Origin of the sequence: Butyrivibrio sp. TB, from assembly GCF_900110805.1 — a bacterium.
Taxonomy (GTDB): Bacteria; Bacillota; Clostridia; order Lachnospirales; family Lachnospiraceae; genus Butyrivibrio; species Butyrivibrio fibrisolvens_C.
Genome location: NZ_FOER01000003.1, coordinates 89231 through 110848, shown reverse-complemented (window position 1 = coordinate 110848; position 21618 = coordinate 89231). Strand labels below are relative to the sequence as shown.

Genomic DNA, 21618 nt, shown 5'->3' with positions numbered 1-21618 from the left:
ATATATGATTAAAAGGAGTGATATTATGAAAAAGAAAGTTTGGTCAGGTAACATGCTGCGAAGGGGAGTTGCAGCTGTTTGCACACTGACAATGGCAGCTGCTATGCTTGCAGGTTGCGCCAAGAAGGATGATGAGACAGGATCACAGAATGCTCAGGAATCACAGAATGCTCAGGAGGGCACGCAGGAGACCAGCAGCGTTGATTCTGATGAAGTGTTCACTGTAGGTATTCCTCAGGATCTTGACAGCCTTGATCCCCACATAGCACAGTCAGCAGGAACCAGAGAAGTACTGTTCAATATCTTTGAAGGCCTTGTTAAGCCTGATGAGAATGGTAATCTTAATCCTGCGATCGCATCAGGATATGATGTATCAGATGATGCAACAGAATATACATTTACAATCAGAGACAATGTCCTGTTTCATAATGGACAGACTCTTACTGCAGATGATGTAGTAGCATCACTACAGCGTTACAAGGATACAGGTGCTTCTGTATTCGAAATAGTTGATTCTATCGAGAAGGTTGATGATACTCATGTTAAGGTTACACTTACTAAGGCTAATTCTGAGTTCATCAGTTATTGTACAGTTGCTATCATGCCTGCAGACTGTGAAGATGTTGAGAACAATCCTATCGGAACAGGCCCTTACAAGTTCGTATCCCGTACAGCTCTTGAGAATCTTGTAGTTGAGAAGTTCGATGATTACTGGGATACTGACAATGCTGCGCATATCAAAAACGTAGAATTCAAGGTAGAAGCTAACCCTGACAATATTGTTACTGATCTTGAAGGCGGATCTATTGATATGTACGCTCGTATCACAAGTGATCAGGCAGATCAGCTTTTAGATGCATTCGATATCTATGAAGGTGAGATGAACCTGGTACAGGCACTCTATGTCAACAATGCTGTAGCACCTTTTGATAATGAGCTTGTACGTCAGGCTCTGTGCTATGCTATAGATCCTCAGGAGATCATGGACTTTGTATCAGGCGGCGCCGGTGTTGAGATAGGCTCTGCTATGTTCCCTTCCTTTGGAAAATATTTTGACGAGTCATTAAATGATACTTATAATCAGGATATAGACAAGGCCAAAGAGCTCCTTGCACAGGCAGGCTATCCTGATGGATTCACATTCACTATTAAGGTTCCTTCTAATTACACACCTCACATTGATACTGCAGAGGTAGTAGTAGAACAGCTCGAAGCTATAGGCGTAACAGCCAATATCAAGAAGGTAGAGTGGAATACTTGGCTTGAAGAAGTATATAATAACAAAGATTATGAAGCTACAATAGTTGGCTTTGATGCTTCTACTTTGAATGCTTCTGCACTTTTATACCGTTATACTTCAGATGCACACAACAATATGTTCAATTATGCCAATGCTGATTATGACAAGGCTTTTGCTGCAGCACAGGCAACAGTTGATGATGATGAGCAGGTCAAGTATTATAAAGAGTGTGAAAAGATTCTTTCCGAGACAGCGGCTGCTATTTACATTCAGGATCTTCCTGAGTTTGTAGCTCTTAGCAGTAAGTATACAGGTTATACTTTCTATCCGCTTTATGTACAGGATATAGCCAAGATAAAGCTTGCGGAATAATCTGAAAAATCCGACATTTAAAAGGGTCTGACTTTTTGGAAGTCGGGCCCTTTTTTAAGGAGAATCAACAAGTGAAATACATATTAAAGAAGGCCGGGATGATGATCCTTACTCTTTTTGTAGTATCCATTCTGGTGTTCCTTGCTTTTAACTTAATACCCGGAGATCCTGCAACGAGGATTTTGGGAACGGAGGCTACGCAGAATCAGCTTGCAATGTTAAGACAGGAGATGGGACTTAATGATCCTATATACGTAAGATATTTTAGGTGGGTCACTGGTTTCATTCAGGGAGATCTTGGTACCTCCTATTCATATGGATCAGTATCTGCGCTTATCATGGATAAGATACCGATTACAATATGGCTTGCGGTTATGGCATTTTTGCTCATGTTCTTTATATCAATTCCTCTGGGGATATTTACTGCAAGGCATGAGGGTAGTGTTATAGACAAGTTTGTGGTGGTGATGGATCAGATCATTATGGCTATACCGCCTTTTTTCTCAGGTATAATACTTACTCTTATATTCGGACTGTCATTAAAGCTCTTCGTACCGGGCGGCTTTATATCCTACAAGAAAGATTTCTGGGGGTTTATTGGATATCTGGTATTCCCTGCTATTGCAATAGCTCTCCCAAAGATCACTATGTGTGTCAAGCTCTTAAGAGGAAGCGTGATAGAAGAGATCTCCAAAGACTATACAAGGACAGCTTATAGTAGGGGCAATACTACAAGGGGGGTTCTGTACAGGCATGTTCTTAAGAATGCCATGATCCCTGTTATAACATTCATGGGAATGGCGCTTGCAGATATGGTGAGTGGCTCTATAGTGATAGAACAGGTGTTTAATATTCCCGGGATAGGGCGTATGCTCCTAAGCTCTATCAACAACCGTGATTATCCGGTGGTTGAGGCTATCATCATGGGCATAGCTATTTTGGTAATGGTTGTGAATCTTATCGTAGATATTATTTACAGACTGGTGGATCCTAGAATTGAAACTATCAATGATTAAATATTTTAAAGATAAAAAAATAAATTCTTTTCTCTTATGGGGGATAATCCTTACAGTGATCATGCTGCTTGTGGTTGTGATCGGTATGTTCTGGACTCCTTACGATCCTACTAAGATGAATGCATCCCAGAAGCTTCAGGGGATGTCACTTAGTCACATACTGGGTACAGATAATAAGGGAAGAGATATATTCAGCCGTGTGATGTACGGAAGCAGGATAACTCTTGCTATCGCCTGTGGGACTATGATAATAGGTGCGGGACTTGGAACTTTACTGGGTGCTATCACCGGATACTTCGGGGGATTTCTTGATGAAGTATTCATGCGTATCGTTGATGCGATGCTGGCATTCCCATCTATTCTTCTTGCTCTTGTGATAGTCAGTCTGTTTGATTCGGGCAATATCGTGGTTATGGCTGCTCTTGGAATAGCTTTTATACCTAGTTTTGCAAGGATTGTAAGATCTGAGGTTCTAAGATGCAGGAATATGGACTATGTTGAAAATGCCAGGATACAGGGAGCATCGGATTTTAGGATCATCTTCCTTCATATCATGCCCAATATAAGCGGTGTCTTATGGTCATCGGTTCTTATAGGTTTTAACAATGCGGTTCTGGCAGAGGCAGGCCTGTCATATCTGGGAATAGGTTCGCAGCCTCCGTATGATAGTCTTGGCAATATGCTCTCAAGTGCACAGCAGTTCATGCTCAAAAACCCTATATGTGTTCTTGGACCCGGTTTTGCGATCGTATGGATGGTGCTGGGATTTTCTTTCCTTGGAGAAGGACTTAGAAAAAAGGCATGATCACAGCTTTTTATATCATAGAATCAGTTATAGAAAAGGTATAGATCAGGCCTTTTATAAATCATATATTGAACTAAGAAAAGGGCATTTTGATATAAGCCCGGAGATTATTATGAGTAGTGGTGATAAATTTGAAGTCATTTTATCAGTAAATGATCTTCATATAGAATTTCATGATCATAAGCTTCCTCAGACTGCGGTGGAGGATTTCGATCTGGAGCTGTCCAGAGGTGAGATCGTCGGTATAGTAGGAGAGTCAGGTTCAGGTAAGAGCCTAAGTGCACTGGCTATAGCAGGACTTCTGAGCAGGCATGATATGTACAAAAGCGGACGCATTATGTTCGAAGGAGAGGATCTTCTGACTTGTAATCGTCGAAAGCTAAGGACCTTTCAGGGAGATGAGATTTCTATGATATTCCAGGAGCCTATGACATCTCTTAATCCTGTTAAGAAGATAGGCTGGCAGACTGAAGAGAGCCTTAGGATCCATCATCCTGAAATTGACAAAAAAGAAAGAAGACTCCGTGCCATAAGCATGCTGGCCAAAGTAGGCTTGCACGAGCCTGAGAAAGTATATGATATGTATCCTCATGAGCTTTCCGGCGGAATGAGGCAGCGTGTCATGATCGCTGCTGCTATGATAGGTCATCCTAAGATACTGATAGCAGATGAACCTACAACAGCTCTTGATGTAACGGTTCAGGCTCAGATAGTTGAGCTGTTAAAGAGCATAAACAAGGAAGAGGGGACTTCTATTATCTTCATCTCCCATGACCTGAGCCTTGTAAGGCAGATATGTTCAAGAGTCCTTGTAATGCAAAAGGGTGTGGTAGTAGAGAGCGGAAGCGTTAATGATATCTTTCTAAGACCTAAGAATATATATACAAGGAAGCTTATAGCATCAATTCCTAAGGTTGATATACATACATCATAAATGTATACATTTTTACAAAGAGCGGTTTATATGAAAGAGTGGAATGAAAAGGCGATAGAGATCAAGGATCTAAACGTCTATTATAATAAACGAAGAAAAAGCATATTTGAGAAAAAAGGAAAGACCAGAGCTTTGAATAATGTGTCCCTTGATGTCTACAAGGGAGAAGTTCTGGGACTTGTAGGCGAGAGCGGAAGCGGTAAATCTACTCTTGCAAGAGCCATTATGGGCATTAATAAGGATTACACAGGATCTATTGTCAAAACAGACGAATATCCCCAGATGATATTCCAGGATCCTTATGGAAGTCTTAATCCTGCAAGAACAGTTCACTGGATACTCAAAGAGTCTTTAAAAGTTGACAGGAAGCGTAAGTGGACTGATGAAGAGATGGAAGATAGGATCAGAACAGTATGCGAGCAGGTAGAGCTTCCGGAAGATTATGTTAACAGATATCCGTCTCAGCTATCCGGTGGTCAGAGGCAGAGAGTAAGTATCGCACTTAGCCTTATGCAAAGTCCCAAGATCCTTATAGCAGATGAACCTGTATCTGCTCTTGATGTTACTATTCAAGCGCAGATTCTGGAGCTTCTGGATCATCTTCATAAAAAGCTGGATTTGTCTATTCTGTTTATATCTCATGATCTTAGGGTTGTATACAATCTCTGCGATCATGTTGCTATCATGAAAGATGGACAGATAGTAGAATACGGCGTCACTGATCAGATATACAAAAGTCCGACTGCGGATTATACCAAGACACTTCTTAAATCTGCAGGAATTGTGTAAATTTGATTAAATATTATTGAGCTAATAATTATTATTGTGGGGAGAACCTGTGAGACACTATTTCTATCCGGATGCTACTGCAAAGTCATCCTATGACATACCATATGAACAATTATATAAGCTTGGATATCGCGGCGTAGTATATGATATCGATAATACTTTAGTACCTCATGGTGCTCCTGCTGATGAAAGGGCAATAGCTCTTTTTGACAGGCTTAAGAACATAGGCTTTGAGACTGTTCTTATATCTAACAACAAAGAACCCAGAGTCAGAACCTTCGCAGAAGCTGTGGGAGCAAGGTATGTATACAGAGCCAATAAGCCTTCAAAGCGAGGCTATCTTAAAGCGATGGAGCTTATGAATACAGATAATACCAATACATTTTTTGTTGGCGATCAGCTTTTTACAGATGTATGGGGAGCCAAACGCGTAGGGATAAAATCTTATCTTGTAGGTCAGATAGACAAGAAGGAAGAGATACAGATCGTTATCAAGAGACGCTTTGAATGGATTGTATTATTTTTTTACAAAAGATATATTAAGAAAAATGGCAGTAACTGGCCTGATATTGGGAGGATTGAAGCTTGAACGAAACAGACGGTAAGACTCTTACGTGCGGACTTTTGGCACATCCTGCAGGACATACGCTTTCACCACTTATACATAACAGCCTTGCCGAGATGACCGGCAAGAACCTGGTATATGTCCCTTTTGATGTGGAGCCTGAGAATATAGGAAACGCGGTTAACGGCGCTCTGGCGCTTAATATTCTGGGTATGAATGCAACAGTTCCGCATAAAGAAGCAGTTATACCATATCTAAAAGAGATAGATCCTCTTGCTAAGAAGATAGGTGCTGTTAATACTCTTGTAAGAACTGGTGACGGGACAGGCTTTAAGGGATATAACACGGATATGACGGGACTTAAGAGGTCTCTTGAATGTCAGGATATTACTATTAAAGGGCAGAAAGTCATAATACTTGGCGCAGGTGGAGTGGCAAGAGCTGTAGCCTTTTTGATGGCATCAGAAGGTGCAGATATCATCTATATCCTAAATAGGACTGTTGAGAGGGCTAGAGAGGTTGCAGATGAAGTGGCAGCAAAAGTTCCCAGCAGTAGATTCGAAGTTCTGGCTCTTGATAAGTATGATGAGATCCCAAGGGATAGATATCTCTGTATTCAGGCTACATCAATAGGCATGCATCCTGACAATGACAGGGCTATTATAGAAGATCCTAAGTTTTATGAATTGGTTCATACCGGATTCGATATAGTATATCGTCCCATGAATACCAAATTCATGCAGTTGGCTAAAGGAGCAGGAGCTAAGGTTTGTAATGGTCTTGAGATGCTATTGTATCAGGGCGTGGATGCCTATGAGTTATGGACGGGGTGCAGCATTTCGGATGATCAGAGCAGGGCTATATATAAAGCTATGTGCGAAAGGCTTGAAAATGAGAAGAATATAGTTCTCGTGGGATATATGGGAAGCGGTAAGTCAACTGTTTCCAAAATACTGTCGGATAGGCTTTCTTATGAAAGACTTGATACAGACAGTCTCATAGAAGATACTTACGAAACTTCAATAACAGGTATATTCGCTTCTAAAGGCGAAGGAGCTTTCAGAGATATGGAAACAAAGCTTTTGAAAGCTCTTGGCAATGAGCAACATGACGGACTTGTCCTTGCAACCGGAGGCGGGCTTCCTCTTCGTGAGATCAATAGAAGACTTCTTTCAAAGCTTGGAAGAGTGGTATATCTGCGTACATCGCCCCAGGCTGTATATGATCGTATAAAGCATGATACTACAAGGCCGCTATTACAAGTAGAAGATCCAAAGTCCAGGATAAAAGAGATGCTGGATGAAAGAGCCGGTTTCTATGAGATGGCTGCGGATGTTATTGTCGATACAGATGGCAAGAGCAAAATAGTCATAGCAGATGAGATAATAAAGGCGCTTGGACTTGATAATTAAAGATGTTAGATTAAACTCATAAAGATTTTTGACTTTAGTCTTGAGAATAGACTTGGATAGACAGAGGATAGATATTTAGAAGAGAGGTTGAACGTGAAAATATTAGTTGTAAACGGGCCTAATTTGAACTTCCTTGGAATCAGGGAGAAAGCAATATATGGCGAGCAGAACTATGATTATCTTGTAAAGACTATTAAGGATAAAGCTTTGGAAGTGGGAGCAGAAGTAGAATGTTATCAGTCCAATCACGAAGGTGCTATTATTGACAAGCTTCAGGAAGCATATTTTAATGGTACAGATGCGATTATAATCAATCCCGGAGCATATACTCATTATAGTTATGCGATTCATGACGCGCTTAAGAGTCTTGAAAAGATATATAAGATTGAGATTCATATTTCTGATATCAATTCCAGAGAATCATTCAGATCCAATTCTGTGACGGCTCCCGCCTGCGACGAACAGATAGTAGGCCACGGACTTGCAGGATATCTGGAAGCTATCGACCATGCTATTTTGAACAGATCATAATGAGACTTTATAAAATATCTGCTTCAGTATAGCTGCGAGGAGGTGTTTTTGAGGTCATAAAATTTTAATATATAGATTGTGCAGCCGCAGCTTTGATGAGTATCAGAGCTGCGATTTTTGTTCCTCTAAAACTAATGAGACAAAAGCAGCATATTAGTTGGAGATTATCTGAGCTGCGATCTTAGATTCCTTTAAAAACCATCCAGATATAGTAATGTATAAAAAATATATTTAATAATAGCTTTGAAAATCTTACGTATAAAATAATAATAACCGATATAATAGATGGTTCATTTTGTATTTTAGTAATGAACGAGGTAGCGTTTTAAATGTTTTATAACAAGGACATGTGGGGTCTATGCTAAGGAGAGTACTATATGAATGCTGAACAGTATAAGAGAGCCAATAATAACAGTTTTTATGTGTGTGCAGTAATAATAGTAGCAGGTCTTCTGATGACAATTAATGATATTTATATGAAAGGTATGACGATTGGTAATATCGCTATCATTGGAAACGCATTGCTTGGAGGAGCCATGATATCTCTTGGCAAATTCAAGTTTAGTACCGTCAAAATGGGTTCTATTCTTATAATGGGTGGTTCAACTATTTTCTATTTTGTGCTTCTCATTGCTGAGGACAATATAGTTTACTTTGCCTTTGGACTTCCAATTCTGATCTGTTCCATTATCTATCTGAATGTAAGATTATGTAAAATGGGAATGACTGCTATCACTATTTCATTTACTTTAACTTGTATCAAGACTTATTTTGCCGAAGGCAGCTTGGATATGGTACATGTTCCTGCTTTCATAACTCTTGCTCTTGCTTTTGTTTCATGCCTGTGTACAGTTACTCTTCTTACAAAATTCAATGAAGAAAACAATACTGTGATCACAGAAAATGCAGAGAAATCTCTTGAAACAGGAAAAGCTATGGCTGATATAGCAAATACGATCACTGATCTGTTTAATGAATCGCAAAACGATATGTCATCTCTTCAGGAGATAATGGATGATCAGCAGTCCGGAATGAGAGATATTGCAAGCAGTATGGAGAGCACTGCTCATGCTATTACCAATCAGGCAGAAAGAGTTCAGCATATTCAGGATGAAACACAGGCAACAGAACAGCATAGACAGGAGATGACCAAGGCTTCGGAGAATGCGCAGAAAACGGTACATGAAGGTGTACAGGTAATAGGTGAACTCAAAGAAAAGTCTCAGGAAGTTGCCAGAACAAGCCAGGTTACAGTTGAGACTACTCAGGCAGTTATTAATAAAGTTGAAGAAGTGCAGCAGATAGTCGGATCTATTATGTCTATATCCAAACAGACCAATCTTCTTGCTCTTAATGCAAGCATAGAAGCCGCAAGAGCCGGTGATGCAGGTAAGGGATTTGCTGTCGTTGCTAATGATGTCAGAGAACTTGCAGCCCAGACCAATACAGCATCTACTCAGATCACAAATATTATCAATGAACTCACAGAAGATGTACAGAAAGCTATGGCCAGCATAGATGATACCGTAACATCTGTATCTGAGCAGAATGATATGATAGAAACAGTTGGTGAGAACTTCGATAGTATCAATGACAATGTAACTGAGATGCTTGACAGATTCCAGGAGATAGGAGAAGGTATGAAGTCTATAGCCTCCTCGACTACTGAGATCAATGACAGTATATCCAACCTTTCTGCTACTAGCCAGGAAGTTGCATCACTGTCCAATCAGGGCGCAGAATCCTCCGACCGCGCTGTCGAAAAATTTGATGCTTTTAAGAATACACTTGGACAGATATTCCAGCAGGCCAACAAGCTCAAAGACATGCAGACAAATGGATGATAAGTTGTTGACAAAAGTGTATTCTATAGTTTAAACTATGATATGTTGTTTAAGAAAAGAATTGTTAAATTGGATGAGTGAGCCTGTTTTGGCTAAACATCCGGTTTGCTTTTATATGTTATTATCAGGAGGATTTTATGGTTACAGCCAGTGATTTCAGAAATGGTGTTACAATCGAGGTAGATGGCAAGGTCTGCCAGGTTATCGAGTTCCAGCACGTTAAGCCAGGTAAGGGAGCAGCTTTCGTTCGTACAAAGCTTAAGGATATCATCAATGGTGGTGTTATCGAGACTACTTACAGACCTACTGAGAAATTCCCTCAGGCTCATATTGAGAGAAGAGATATGCAGTATCTTTACAGTGATGGTGATCTTTACAACTTCATGGATACTGAGTCTTACGAGCAGATCGCTGTAAATCAGGATATAGTTGGCGATTCACTTAAGTTCGTTAAAGAGAATGAGATGTGCAAAGTTAATTCTTACAATGGTAATGTATTTGCTATTGAGCCACCTCTTTTCGTAGAGCTTGAGATCACAGATACAGAGCCTGGATTTAAGGGAGATACAGCTACAGGTGCTACAAAGCCTGCTACAGTTGAGACAGGTGCACAGGTTTCAGTTCCGCTGTTCGTAAACCAGGGTGATGTAATCAAGATCGATACAAGAACAGGTGAGTACCTTTCAAGAGTTTAATTCTTAGTATCGTATATCATATTCTCTGAATATTTATATGTCTGTAAGGCAATAGGAATATCTAATAGATGTTTCTATTGCCTTTTTTGCTATTAATATATTTTTATTTGGAGAGTTGGAAGATGGAATTTAAATCGTTTTGTGAACAGGTAGTATCAGTGATGTCAGAAAGACATCCTGAGTGTGATGTTAAAACTTGTAAAGTAGATAAGAATAATGGAGTTACTTATAATTGCCTTAATATAATATGTCCGGGGAGTAATATATCCGAAGTGATATATCTTGAACCAATGTATGAGGCTTTCAAAGACGGTACAAGCTTCATGGAGATTATAGACAGGGTCGAGGATGCAAGGAAGAAGAGTGGTGACAAACATTTTGAAGTTGGATATTATAGGGATTTTGACAAGGTAAGGGACAGAGTCCGGATGAAGCTTGTTAATTACAAGAAAAACAAGGAGTATATAGAAGGATTTCCTCACAGGAGATTCAAAGATCTTGCGGTTTTGTATTACAGTAAAGTTTCAGATAAGGCATTTGAAGGTATCATCATGATCAAAAACGATCACGTATCACTTTGGAATATATCAGAAGAGGACCTCTATGAGGCTGCGTGCCTTAACGCGATGAAATCAGGGGATTACGAACTGGTTCCTATGATGAGCGTTCTGGATGATATCTTTGGATATATCATGTCGGGCAGACGTGAAGCTCAAGATGATGGTAGTGAAGGCGAAGCGAAAGAAGATGATCAGATTCCATTCCTTAAGATCCTGACCAATAAAGATAAAACCTACGGAGCATCAGTGATGCTAAATCCGGGACTTTTGTGCGCGCTTGCCAGAAAATACGATAGGAATTTCTATATCCTGCCCTCATCTGTTCATGAACTTATACTCGTCCTTGATGAAAATGAAAGCTTTGATGAGAATATAGCTGCAGAACTTTATAATATGGTCAGATATGTAAACATGACGGAAGTTGAAACAGAAGATGTGCTTTCAGACAATGTATACTATTATGACAGAGCTCTTGATGAAGTGCTTGATTATTACGAAATAGCGTTAAAAACTGGCCTTGCGTAAAAAAACATAGACACAAATGGTTTAATATGATATTATACATTGGTGCGTAATAAATTTGTAACAATTAAGGTCCCGTATTAATTCGGGACCTTATATGAGAAATAGAAATTATTCCTGCACCCGTAGTCTAATGGATAGAACGAAGGCCTCCGACGCCTTTAATGCAGGTTCGATTCCTGTCGGGTGCATTTTTAGAAGGGTAGTTTATAAAGTAAAGAGGTTGCATGATATGATACGTAAGAATGATAAGAATAAGTTTGAATCATTTCGTAAAAGTGAGTTTAATCTTGCCACTTACATTGCTGATAACAAGAGAATCGTAATGCCGGCTTTTTTGGTGGCATGTCTTCTTATCACTATTCTGCTAGCTGTGCGTGCAGGAAAAAATGATAATGGAACTGGCGTAGCTACTACAGCTACAGCTTCTACTTCTGCTGAGAAGGTAGCTACAGCATCTGCTGTAGAGAGTAGTACTGCAGATGCTGTAGAAGTTGTAATGGAAGAGGATGCCTATCCTGAGATCACATCTCTTATCAATAAGTTCTATGAGGCCCAGGCAACAGGAGATATGGATACTATCAAATCCATAACTGTAGGACTTACAGAACCTGCACTTATCAGATATCAGGTATCGGCAGAATATTATGACAAGTTCGATGCCATCAAGGTCTATACCAAGAAAGGACCTGAAACAGGCGCTTATGTAACATATGTATATTTTGAACTCTATTTTAAAGGTTTTGAACAGCAGGTACCGGGACTTCAGACCTATTACATCAGAACCAATGAAGAGGGACAGTATTACCTCTACTTCGGTGAGCTTGATGAAGAGATCATATCATACATTGAAGCATTAAGTGTACAGGATGATTTTATAGATCTTAGTAATGAAGTAGCTGTTAACTACAACACTATGCTTGAAGAGAATGCTGAGCTCAGCGCTTTCCTTACAAACTTCTCAGAAGAGGTCAATAAGTCAGTAGGTAAGGAGGTTGCATCAGCTACAGCAGAGGCATCAGGAGAATCTACAGATGCTGCAACACAGGATACAAGTGCAGCAGGTGACAGCGCAAGTAATGACGCTGCTTCTACTTCTGAAAGTAAAGAGACTGCTACAGATAGTACTGCCAGTGGTCCTGTGATAATTGAGGCTACTACAGTTGTTAAGATAAGAAGTTCTGATTCTACCAATGCAGATGTTCTTGGTAAGACTGAGGTAGGACAGCAGTTCACTCAGATCGAAGCGCTTGCCAACGGCTGGAGCAAGATTGAGTATGAAGGTAAGACTGCATATGTTCGTACAGAGTACTTCACAGTAGTATCTGACGGAACAGACAATAGTACTAAGACAGAATCAACTGATGATAGTACTGATTCTAAGAATACTGAGTCTAAGGACACTGATACTAAAGAGACTGACACAAAGACTACCGAGACTAAAGATACAGATACAGCATCTACAGAAAATACCGGCGTAACAGGTAACGGAACATATCATGTAAAAGAGACAGTACGTATCAGAAAGTCTGCAAGTACTGAATCTGAGGTGCTTGGTAACGCTTATCAGGGTGACGAGATCAAGGTTACCAACTATCGTGCCGATGGATGGTGTGAAGTAGAATATAACGGCATCAAGGGATTTGTAAAGACTGAGTATCTTACTAAATAATTTATGCTGAGTGCTTAATGAAGTGAGCATGAGTTATTGGGCCTATTTTCAGAAAGTCATAATGGTTTAAAATATAAAGATCGAGTCATTTCATAGTGACTCGATCTTTGTGCAAATTGATAGATAAAACTATTTAAAACGTTGACGTTTTAGTGCAATAAAGCGTATTGAATTATTAGAGGCTACGTAATATAATATTTCACAGATGCGGGGCAGAATTGTATATATGGATACAATGATCCGTGTATGATATTGAATCAGTTCATAATTTGATTTCAACAGTAATATAGAACTTTTGACAAAGGTGTCTGCACAATGGAGCGTAGAGATCGTTAGATCTTTATTGCTCTTTTTTTATAAAACAGCTAATTTCAAGTTGAAAATAGATTTCCAAACTTTGGAATTGCAGATGAAGAAGTTGATTCGGAAATTGATTTTGGCTTGCTATATTATTTTTATCGCGCAAGGCGCGGGAAGGAGTAGTGAAATGTCATACGTAGACGAGATTTACGACAGAGTCGTAGCACAGAATCCAGCTCAGCCGGAGTTCCACCAGGCAGTTAAAGAGGTACTTGAATCTCTTAGAGTAGTTATCGAAGCTAATGAAGAGGAGTATCGTAAAGAGGCTCTTCTCGAGAGACTTACAACACCTGAAAGACAGATTCTTTTCAGAGTACCGTGGGTAGATGATAAGGGACAGGTTCAGGTTAATAATGGTTTCCGTGTACAGTTTAACTCAGCTATCGGACCTTACAAGGGAGGACTTCGTTTCCATCCTTCAGTAAACCTTGGTATCATCAAGTTCCTTGGTTTCGAGCAGGTATTCAAGAATTCACTTACAAGCCTTCCTATCGGCGGCGGTAAAGGTGGTTCTGACTTTGATCCTAAGGGTAAGTCTGATAGAGAAGTTATGGCATTCTGCCAGAGCTTCATGACAGAGTTGTATCGTCACATCGGAGCTGACACAGACGTTCCTGCAGGTGATATCGGTGTAGGCGGACGTGAGATCGGATATCTCTATGGTCAGTACAAGAGAATCAAAGACGTATATGAAGGCGTTCTTACAGGTAAGGGACTTACTTATGGCGGATCTCTTGCTCGTACACAGGCTACAGGTTATGGCCTTGTATATATCACAGATGAGCTTCTCAAGGATCATGGCACAAGCTTCGAAGGTAAGACTGTTACTGTATCAGGTGCAGGTAACGTTGCTATCTATGCTATTGAGAAGGCACAGAGCCTTGGTGCAAAGGTTGTAACATGTTCTGATTCTACAGGCTGGATCTATGATCCTGAAGGAATCGACGTTGAGCTTCTTAAAGAGGTCAAGGAAGTTAAGAGAGCACGTCTGTCTGAGTATGCTGCAAACCGTTCATCAGCTGAGTATCATGAGAAGAAGAATGGCGAGCACGGTGTATGGAATGTTAAGTGCGATGTAGCTCTTCCTTGCGCTACACAGAATGAGCTTGATCTTGAGGATGCTAAGGCACTTGTTGCAAATGGTGTATATGCAGTATGCGAAGGTGCTAACATGCCTACAACTCTTGATGCTACTAAGTATCTCCAGGACAATGGTGTACTCTTTATCTGTGGTAAGGCTTCAAATGCAGGCGGTGTTGCTACATCAGCTCTTGAGATGAGTCAGAACTCAGAGAGACTTTCATGGACATTCGAAGAAGTAGATGAGAAGCTTCACGGAATCATGAAGAATATTTACAAGAACATCTCTGAAGCAGCTAAGAAGTATGGTAAGGAAGGCGATTATGTAGCAGGTGCTAACATTGCCGGATTCCTTAAGGTTGCTGAGGCTATGAAGGCTCAGGGCATAGTTTAATACTAAAATGATCATAAGGCACCAGAGGATATCCCGGTACTTGGATCAATATAAAGACTATCAGGGCAGCACAGACTATTCTGTGCTGCTTTTTTCTTACAGTATATGAAATTAATATAAGCATAAGGACGTGTTTTTCTATTTACCTACTGATTAAGTGATTTTATAATTAATGATATAAACAAGTGTTATTAGAATCGTTAGGTAATGTGACTACTTTGGGCATTCCATTATGTCTTTTATCATAAAAACAATCATAATTACTGCGTTCTTTGTACAATAGTTAAGAATTTACAACTAATTGCCGAAATAAATTTCGAGAGAATATAAGCTTGGTTAGCTATATCTAACATGTTTAATATATATAATGAGTAAATAATATAAACTATGCTCAGGGGAATTTTACGAAAACCTTTTCGTAAAATGCAGCATGAAGATATCATGTATGCAGCATAGGCACAAGGAGGGAAAAGAAATGGCAGTAGCAGGAGTAACAGGAATCGATTCGGTAGAAGATCTCTATCTCAAGACGTATGCAAAACTAAAGGCAGTGTCAGAAGAGGCAGCTGCTTCATTTGCACAGCAGGTGAAACTTAGTGGTGCAGCTATGGACCTTAATGCTGGAGATACTTCATCAAGCTTATCAGCAATAGATAATATTCAGGATACTTATGTAAGGACTATCAATACTATTAAGGCTGCTCAGAATACTACATCAGGTATATATAATGCAAATGGTATATTTACAAGCTCTGTTCTTGGCTCTAACGCCCTTTCAGGTTCCGCTGTAGGTGCTCCTTCTATTGATGTGGATTCTTTCCTTGAATCGGCTGTGAAGATGGCTCTAAATAGCGACCAGCAGAACTTGTTAAATCAGATACATGATACATTCAGAGCAAATACTACTACTATAGTTGATACTATGCAGGCTTTGGGACTTACTTTTAATGATCTGGCAACAAGAGAGAACATGGTAACTCTGGGTAACGCTCTCAATAACAGAGCTATAGAATATGGTCTGCCTGCAGTAGAGAATGTTGATGCATCTGTTGATATGCTCTATGACGGATTTGGCGAAGGGGCTGGTAGTGGCGGTAATGGCGCGGGTAACAGATCAGCAGTGGAAGATGTCAAAGAAGAGTACTCTAATATCATCGTAGAGGGCGATAAGACTTATCTTGAGACTGTAACTATAGAAAATGGAGTTAAGACCGTTGTACGGACTGAGATGAACCATTAACATAGTGTGATCTGAAGATTGGTATCAACCAGTGAACTGATGTGATCATAAGACTGATATGAACCAATAAAATGGTGTGATTATAAGATTGATATTAATCGGTAAGATGATACTACTAAAGTAGATGAATTATTAGATGATAAATGTATAAAAAACAGCTGCCAGATACATGTCCGGCAGCTGTTTGCATTTCAAGATCTATAAAAATTATATGGCTAATACTGATGAATCAGTCTTTGGCAGATGCTTTCAAAAGATCAACGATCTCTTTCTCTGTATCAAGTTCCATAACCTTGTCAGCGAGAGCCTTGGCCTCTTCTACTGACCATTTACTGATAATGCATCTTGCAGTCAGCACAAGAACCGGGTTGACGCTGTATTCATCAAGACCGAAAGCAATGAGAAGCGGGATCATAAGAGGATCTGCAGCTGCCTCACCGCACATTCCTACAGGAATACCTGCAGCATTACCTGCTGAGATGATATTCTTTATAGAACGAAGAACTGACGGCTGGAAAGCAGAGTACAGATATGCAACTTTAGGATTGCCCCTGTCTACGCTCATTGTATACTGTGTCAGATCATTAGTACCGATAGAGAAGAAATCTGATTCTTTAGCAAGCTTATCTGCAATAAGAGAAGCAGAAGCTGTCTCTATCATACATCCAACTTCTATATTTTTGTCATAGTCAATGCCCTGAGCATCAAGATCTTTCTTGATATCTTCAACCATAGCTTTGACATTTCTAACCTCGTCAACAGTTGTAACAAGAGGAAGCATTATCTTGACTTTACCAAAAGCACTTGCACGAATTATCGCACGAAGCTGGATCTTGTAAGTGTCAGGATTGGCGAGACAGTAGCGTACTGCTCTGTAGCCAAGGAATGGGTTGTCTTCTTTCTCCAGATTGAGATATGGAATATCCTTATCACCGCCTATATCAAGGGTACGGATGATAACGGTTTTACCACCCATAGTAGTAACAGCCTCTTTGTATGCTTCAAACTGCTCATCTTCGTTAGGAAGATGTGTGTTGTTCATGAACAGGAACTCTGAACGGAAGAGGCCTATACCTTCGCCATCACACTCAATAGCTTTCTTGGCATCCTTGGGTGTTCCGATGTTACAAAATAGCTCTAATTTCTTGCCATCAGCTGTAACAGTCTCTTTACCGTGGAATTTCTTGAGTTCTTCCTGTTTTCTGATAAAATCTTCGCGCTTTCTGATATATGTTGACAGCACATCGCCTGTAGGATTGATGAATACATGACCCTCTGTACCGTCAATGATGGCAGTATCCTTGTCATTAACAAGATCGATGATACCGGGAACAGAAAGAACTGCTGGGATCTCAAGGGCTCTTGCAAGGATAGCAGAGTGGGAAGTCTTACCACCTATCTCTGTGATGATACCAGCAACGTTCTCTTTGACAATCTGAGATGTCATTGAAGGTGTAAGGTCTTTGGCAACAAGGACTGTTCCAGGTGCGACCTTGCTGATGTTGATATCTTCGATACCAAGAAGGATCTTTAAAAGACTTTGCTTTATATCCTTAACATCAGATGCACGCTGTTTCATAAGTTCATCATCCATAGATGAGAACATATTGATGAACATATCGCAAACTGCTGTAACTGCAGCTTCTGCACATTGATTGTTGTCGATCATCTTGTCCATCTCGCCTACCATTGCAGGATCTGATACCATAACAAGATGACCCTCGAGGATCTCAGCTTCCTTGGGTCCGATTCGCTTTCTGATATCTTCAGCCATTTCTGTTGTCTCTTTTTTGAAAGAGTCTACAGCATTGTGAAGACGCTCTTTTTCAGCACCGGTATCTTCGGGCTTGTGATTTTCATATGTAAGATCGTGTTCGATAATACGGCATACGGAACCTATTCCTATGCCTCGTGAAGCAGCTATTCCTTCGTACATATTTGTCTGATCCTTTCAAATTTGAAGAAGTACGGTTGCTATTGGTTATCAGTCACCAAGTCCGCTGTTTACAAGATCAACAGCTGCCTTTAAAGCTTCGTTTTCATCAGGTCCGTCACATTTGATCTCGATCTCTGCACCACACTTGATGCAAGCGCTCATGAGCATCATAACTGACTTTGCATCGAACTCATTACCATTGTATGAGATTCTTACTGAGCTTGTAAAAGGAGTTACTGTCTGGCAGAAAAGACTAGCCGGACGCATGTGCATTCCTTCTGCATTGATTACTTTAACATTTGCTGATACCATTTGTTATTCCTCCTATGGTTTTGTAATGGTGTAGATCATATATATTACATGTAATTAGTTGCAATATCTGATCGGAAACTTATTCAAGAATCTAAACTATATAAGATTCTTCCTTTTGTGTCAAGAGCGCGGCTTTTTATGCATATCAATTATACACCGTAATCACTTTTATGGCACTAATACCCTGCATGCCTGTGACAGCATGCAGGGCGATGAAGTATTAGTTGAAACCTTTATGGTTCATGGCGTTTTTTATTTTTTGAAAAACTTTGTTTGCAAAAATCATTCCTTGTTCTTCTTGATGAATCCAAGAAGTACTGCAGTGATGATAGATCCTACAAGCCATGCAACGATGTAGAGAATAGGATTACCTACAGTTGCAAATACGAAGATACCACCGTGAGGAGCCATCAGTGTGCATCCGAATACTGCAGAAAGAAGACCTGCAATACCGGAACCGATCATAGTACAAGGAATTACATGAATAGGATCAGCTGCTGCAAATGGGATAGCGCCTTCTGTGATGAATGAGCTTCCCATGATGATGTTAGTGATCCATGTCTCACGCTCAGCTTCTGTAAACTTCTTAGGGAAGAGTTTACAAGCAATCGCGATACCTACAGGAGGAACCATACCACCTACCATGATAGCTGCCATAGCGATGTAGCAGGCTGTAACCTTGGGATCATTCATCTGAGCACCCTGAGTCATATAATCAGATGCTGTAGCAAGCATACCTGTACCGAATACGTAAGCTGCCTTGTTGATAGGACCACCCATATCGATAGCCATCATAGCACCGAGGATGAGACCCAGAACTGCAAGCATGTTAGCATTTGAAAGAGCTGTAAGCATTGCTGAAAGGCCGGTATTGATAAGTCCGATGATCGGATTGAGTACGAAGCACATTGCAACGCTTATAAGGAATACACCGCAGAGAGGATATATAAGTACAGGCTTGATTCCTTCAAGTGACTTCGGGAATCCTGAAGTGATCTTCTTGAGCCACAGTACAATAGCACCTGCAAGGAAACCTGCTGCGATACCGCCAAGGAAACCGGATACTGTATTACCTGATCCCTGGAATGCGAAGTTAGCAATAAACTTATTGAAACCGCCAAGCTGTGGAAGAGCTTCTTCTGAACCCCATACAAAACCGGCTATAGCAGCGTTACCATTTGAAGCAAGAAGTCCGCCTGTAAAACCAACAGCAAGACCAGGTCTGTCAGCGATTGAATAAGCGATATAACCTGCAAGAACAGGAACCATAAGGCTCATAGCAAGTCCGCCTACGTATTTGAAGAAGGCTGACAGAGGAATCATCTGGCCGAAGTTACCACCACCTGTTGTGCCGTATCCTGCGAGAGTATCGATAAGGAATGAAAGAGCTACAAGAATACCGCCACCGATAACGAATGGAAGCATGTGTGATACACCATTCATAAGGTGCTTGTAGAACTTACGTCCAAGTGTCTCATCACCGTCTATAGAAGTGTTTGATTCTACAGCGCCTGTGTGATGATATACAGGAACATTGCCGCTTTCAGCTTTGGCAAGAAGATCACCGGCATTGTGGATGGCATTGGCAGTAGAAGCCTTAATGACTCTCTTGCCGTCGAAACGTCCCATTTCAACATTCTTGTCAACTGCGAGAATGATAACATCTGCTGCAGCAATCTCAGAAGATGTGAGAACATTCTTAGCTCCGCCTGATCCGTCTGTTTCAACCTTGATAGCATAGCCTTTATCTTTTGCAGCCTGTTCAAGAGCTTCAGCAGCCATGTATGTATGAGCTATACCTGTAGGACATGCTGTAACAGCAAGAAGATTAAGAGATCTGCTTGCAGATGAAGCAGCTTTTGCTGCAACTTCCTTATCCTTTGCAGTTTCTTTTTCATCAATTACTTTCATGAATTCATCAACACTTGTTGCTGCAATGAGCTTCTGTGTGAAATTATCATCCATGAGCATTGTCATAAGTTTTGACAGAACTTCAAGATGTGTATCAGCGCCGCCTTCTGGTGCTGCGATCATGAAGATAAGCTTGGAAGGCTGTCCGTCAAGAGACTTGTAGTCAACTCCGGCTGGAACAGTAATAGCTGTAAGTCCTGCCTTAGAAACAGCAGAAGACTTTCCATGAGGAACAGCAATAGCCTTTCCGATTGCTGTAGAACCTTTTGCTTCACGTGCAAGAATTGCATCTTTGAATGCTGCTGCGTCGTTAAGATTTCCCGCTGCATTGTGCAAAGCAATGAGTTCATCGATTGCAGCGTTCTGATCTGCAACTGAAACGCCCAGCTTTACGCCCTGCGGCTGTAAAAACTCTGTGATTTTCATACTTTTAACCCTATCCCTTTCTTAAAAGAATACCTTGTTTTTATATTTGAAAATACTGTTCTTTATAACAGTATCTTCTTACTTAGTTAAGTGTCTTATAGAGTTCGTCTATAAGATCTTTCTTGGCAAGTCCGTCTGAGAATGCAGTAGCACCTCCGCAGGCAGTTCCGAGGTTGAGAGCTACTTTATAATCTCCGCCTGACTTTTCATAGCCAGCTATAAATCCGGCTACCATAGAATCTCCGGCGCCGACAGAGTTCTTAACTTTACCCTTGCATACGCCCTGTCTTAGGATCTGTCCATCTTCTGTAACAAGAAGAGAGCCATCACCAGCCATGGAGATAAGTACATTTCTTGCACCTTTTTCCTGAAGCTTCTTTGCATAGAGAACTGTGTCATCATCAGAATCAATTGTGACACCGAACATCTCTCCAAGTTCCTGCTTATTGGGTTTTATAAGGAACGGATGATACTTAAGCACATTAAGAAGCAGATCCTTGATCGCATCTACTACGAATCTGATTCCCTTACCGTCGAGTCTTTCAAGGATTCTTTCATATACATCACTTGGAAGACTGGATGGGATACTTCCTGCAAGAACGAGAGTATCGCCTTCTTTGAGCTGATCAAGCTTTTTGAAAAGTTCTTTCTGACATTCGTCGGGGATCTTAGGACCCTGACCGTTGATCTCTGTCTCGTCAGCAGCTTTGATCTTGACATTGATTCTGGTGTTTCCTTCAGGGAGCTTTATAAAATCAGTAGTGATTCCTGATGCAGCAACACCTTCGTCAAGAGCTTTGCCGGTAAAGCCGGCAATAAAGCCAAGAGCAGTTGTTGGAAGATCGAGTTCACGAAGTACATTGGAAACATTGATGCCCTTACCACCAAAGTAAATCTCTTCAGCGTCTGATCTGTTAGTCATACCGATAGCCAAATCCTGTGACATGTGTACTACGTAGTCAAGGGCTGGATTAAAGGTAACTGTGTATATCATTATTAAAT

18 protein-coding genes and 1 tRNA gene are annotated in these 21618 nt (G+C 40.5%); 15 read left to right on the top strand and 4 right to left on the bottom strand.

Annotated elements, in window-relative coordinates:
• Nucleotides 1-25 precede the first annotated feature (25 nt).
• The 15 genes from BMX21_RS02860 (at nucleotide 26) to BMX21_RS02790 (ending at nucleotide 16031) form a co-directional block, all read left to right on the top strand.
• The gene (locus BMX21_RS02860; protein WP_242952856.1) at nucleotides 26-1612 is read left to right on the top strand and encodes an ABC transporter substrate-binding protein; all 1587 of its coding nucleotides are present in this window, start codon (nucleotides 26-28) and stop codon (nucleotides 1610-1612) included.
• A 71-nt stretch (nucleotides 1613-1683) separates the two neighbouring features.
• A complete protein-coding gene (locus tag BMX21_RS02855; protein ID WP_022752658.1) occupies nucleotides 1684-2628 on the top strand; it encodes an ABC transporter permease in 945 nt (314 codons plus the stop codon).
• On the top strand, nucleotides 2621-3433 hold the full coding sequence (locus BMX21_RS02850; protein WP_092041099.1) for an ABC transporter permease: 813 nt from the start codon (nucleotides 2621-2623) through the stop codon (nucleotides 3431-3433). The genes BMX21_RS02855 and BMX21_RS02850 overlap by 8 nt, the downstream gene beginning before the upstream one ends.
• Nucleotides 3434-3545: 112 nt before the next feature.
• Complete coding sequence (locus tag BMX21_RS02845; protein ID WP_092041094.1) at nucleotides 3546-4367, top strand: ABC transporter ATP-binding protein; 822 nt, start codon at nucleotides 3546-3548, stop codon at nucleotides 4365-4367.
• A gap of 30 nt (nucleotides 4368-4397) precedes the next feature.
• On the top strand, nucleotides 4398-5156 hold the full coding sequence (locus BMX21_RS02840; RefSeq protein WP_027203995.1) for an ABC transporter ATP-binding protein: 759 nt from the start codon (nucleotides 4398-4400) through the stop codon (nucleotides 5154-5156).
• A 49-nt stretch (nucleotides 5157-5205) separates the two neighbouring features.
• Nucleotides 5206-5745, top strand: a complete 540-nt coding sequence (locus BMX21_RS02835; RefSeq protein WP_022752656.1) for a YqeG family HAD IIIA-type phosphatase — start codon at nucleotides 5206-5208, stop codon at nucleotides 5743-5745.
• A complete protein-coding gene (aroE, locus tag BMX21_RS02830) occupies nucleotides 5742-7133 on the top strand; it encodes a shikimate dehydrogenase (RefSeq protein ID WP_092041091.1) in 1392 nt (463 codons plus the stop codon). Before BMX21_RS02835 ends, aroE begins: the two co-directional genes overlap by 4 nt.
• 93 nt (nucleotides 7134-7226) lie before the next feature.
• Complete coding sequence (locus tag BMX21_RS02825) at nucleotides 7227-7664, top strand: type II 3-dehydroquinate dehydratase (protein WP_092041088.1); 438 nt, start codon at nucleotides 7227-7229, stop codon at nucleotides 7662-7664.
• Nucleotides 7665-8041: 377 nt separating this feature from the next.
• A complete protein-coding gene (locus tag BMX21_RS02820; RefSeq protein WP_092041085.1) occupies nucleotides 8042-9508 on the top strand; it encodes a methyl-accepting chemotaxis protein in 1467 nt (488 codons plus the stop codon).
• Nucleotides 9509-9645: 137 nt separating this feature from the next.
• Nucleotides 9646-10203: an elongation factor P gene (gene efp / locus BMX21_RS02815; protein ID WP_022752652.1), complete on the top strand. Its 558-nt coding sequence runs from the start codon at nucleotides 9646-9648 to the stop codon at nucleotides 10201-10203.
• Nucleotides 10204-10325: 122 nt separating this feature from the next.
• The gene (locus BMX21_RS02810) at nucleotides 10326-11288 is read left to right on the top strand and encodes a DUF5688 family protein (protein ID WP_092041082.1); all 963 of its coding nucleotides are present in this window, start codon (nucleotides 10326-10328) and stop codon (nucleotides 11286-11288) included.
• Nucleotides 11289-11404: 116 nt separating this feature from the next.
• A tRNA-Arg gene (locus BMX21_RS02805) sits at nucleotides 11405-11476 on the top strand.
• A 41-nt stretch (nucleotides 11477-11517) separates the two neighbouring features.
• Nucleotides 11518-12957, top strand: coding sequence for an SH3 domain-containing protein (locus tag BMX21_RS02800; RefSeq protein ID WP_092041079.1), 1440 nt, complete (start codon nucleotides 11518-11520; stop codon nucleotides 12955-12957).
• A gap of 487 nt (nucleotides 12958-13444) precedes the next feature.
• Nucleotides 13445-14791 carry an NADP-specific glutamate dehydrogenase gene (gene gdhA, locus BMX21_RS02795; protein WP_092041076.1) on the top strand — a complete coding sequence of 449 codons (1347 nt, stop codon included), beginning with the start codon at nucleotides 13445-13447 and terminating at the stop codon, nucleotides 14789-14791.
• A gap of 475 nt (nucleotides 14792-15266) precedes the next feature.
• Nucleotides 15267-16031 (top strand): hypothetical protein, encoded by a 765-nt coding sequence (locus tag BMX21_RS02790; protein WP_092041072.1) that lies wholly within the window; start codon nucleotides 15267-15269, stop codon nucleotides 16029-16031.
• A gap of 229 nt (nucleotides 16032-16260) precedes the next feature.
• Here the strand turns inward: BMX21_RS02790 and ptsP are convergent, their stop codons facing one another.
• The 4 genes from ptsP to pfkB all read right to left on the bottom strand — a co-directional run bounded on the left by ptsP (nucleotide 16261) and on the right by pfkB (nucleotide 21610).
• A complete protein-coding gene (ptsP, locus tag BMX21_RS02785) occupies nucleotides 16261-17967 on the bottom strand; it encodes a phosphoenolpyruvate--protein phosphotransferase (RefSeq protein WP_092041069.1) in 1707 nt (568 codons plus the stop codon).
• A 48-nt stretch (nucleotides 17968-18015) separates the two neighbouring features.
• A complete protein-coding gene (locus BMX21_RS02780) occupies nucleotides 18016-18279 on the bottom strand; it encodes an HPr family phosphocarrier protein (protein ID WP_022752646.1) in 264 nt (87 codons plus the stop codon).
• A 282-nt stretch (nucleotides 18280-18561) separates the two neighbouring features.
• Complete coding sequence (locus BMX21_RS02775; protein ID WP_092041065.1) at nucleotides 18562-20616, bottom strand: PTS fructose transporter subunit IIABC; 2055 nt, start codon at nucleotides 20614-20616, stop codon at nucleotides 18562-18564.
• Between the two features lie 82 nt (nucleotides 20617-20698).
• Nucleotides 20699-21610, bottom strand: a complete 912-nt coding sequence (gene pfkB / locus BMX21_RS02770) for a 1-phosphofructokinase (protein WP_022752644.1) — start codon at nucleotides 21608-21610, stop codon at nucleotides 20699-20701.
• Nucleotides 21611-21618 lie beyond the last annotated feature (8 nt).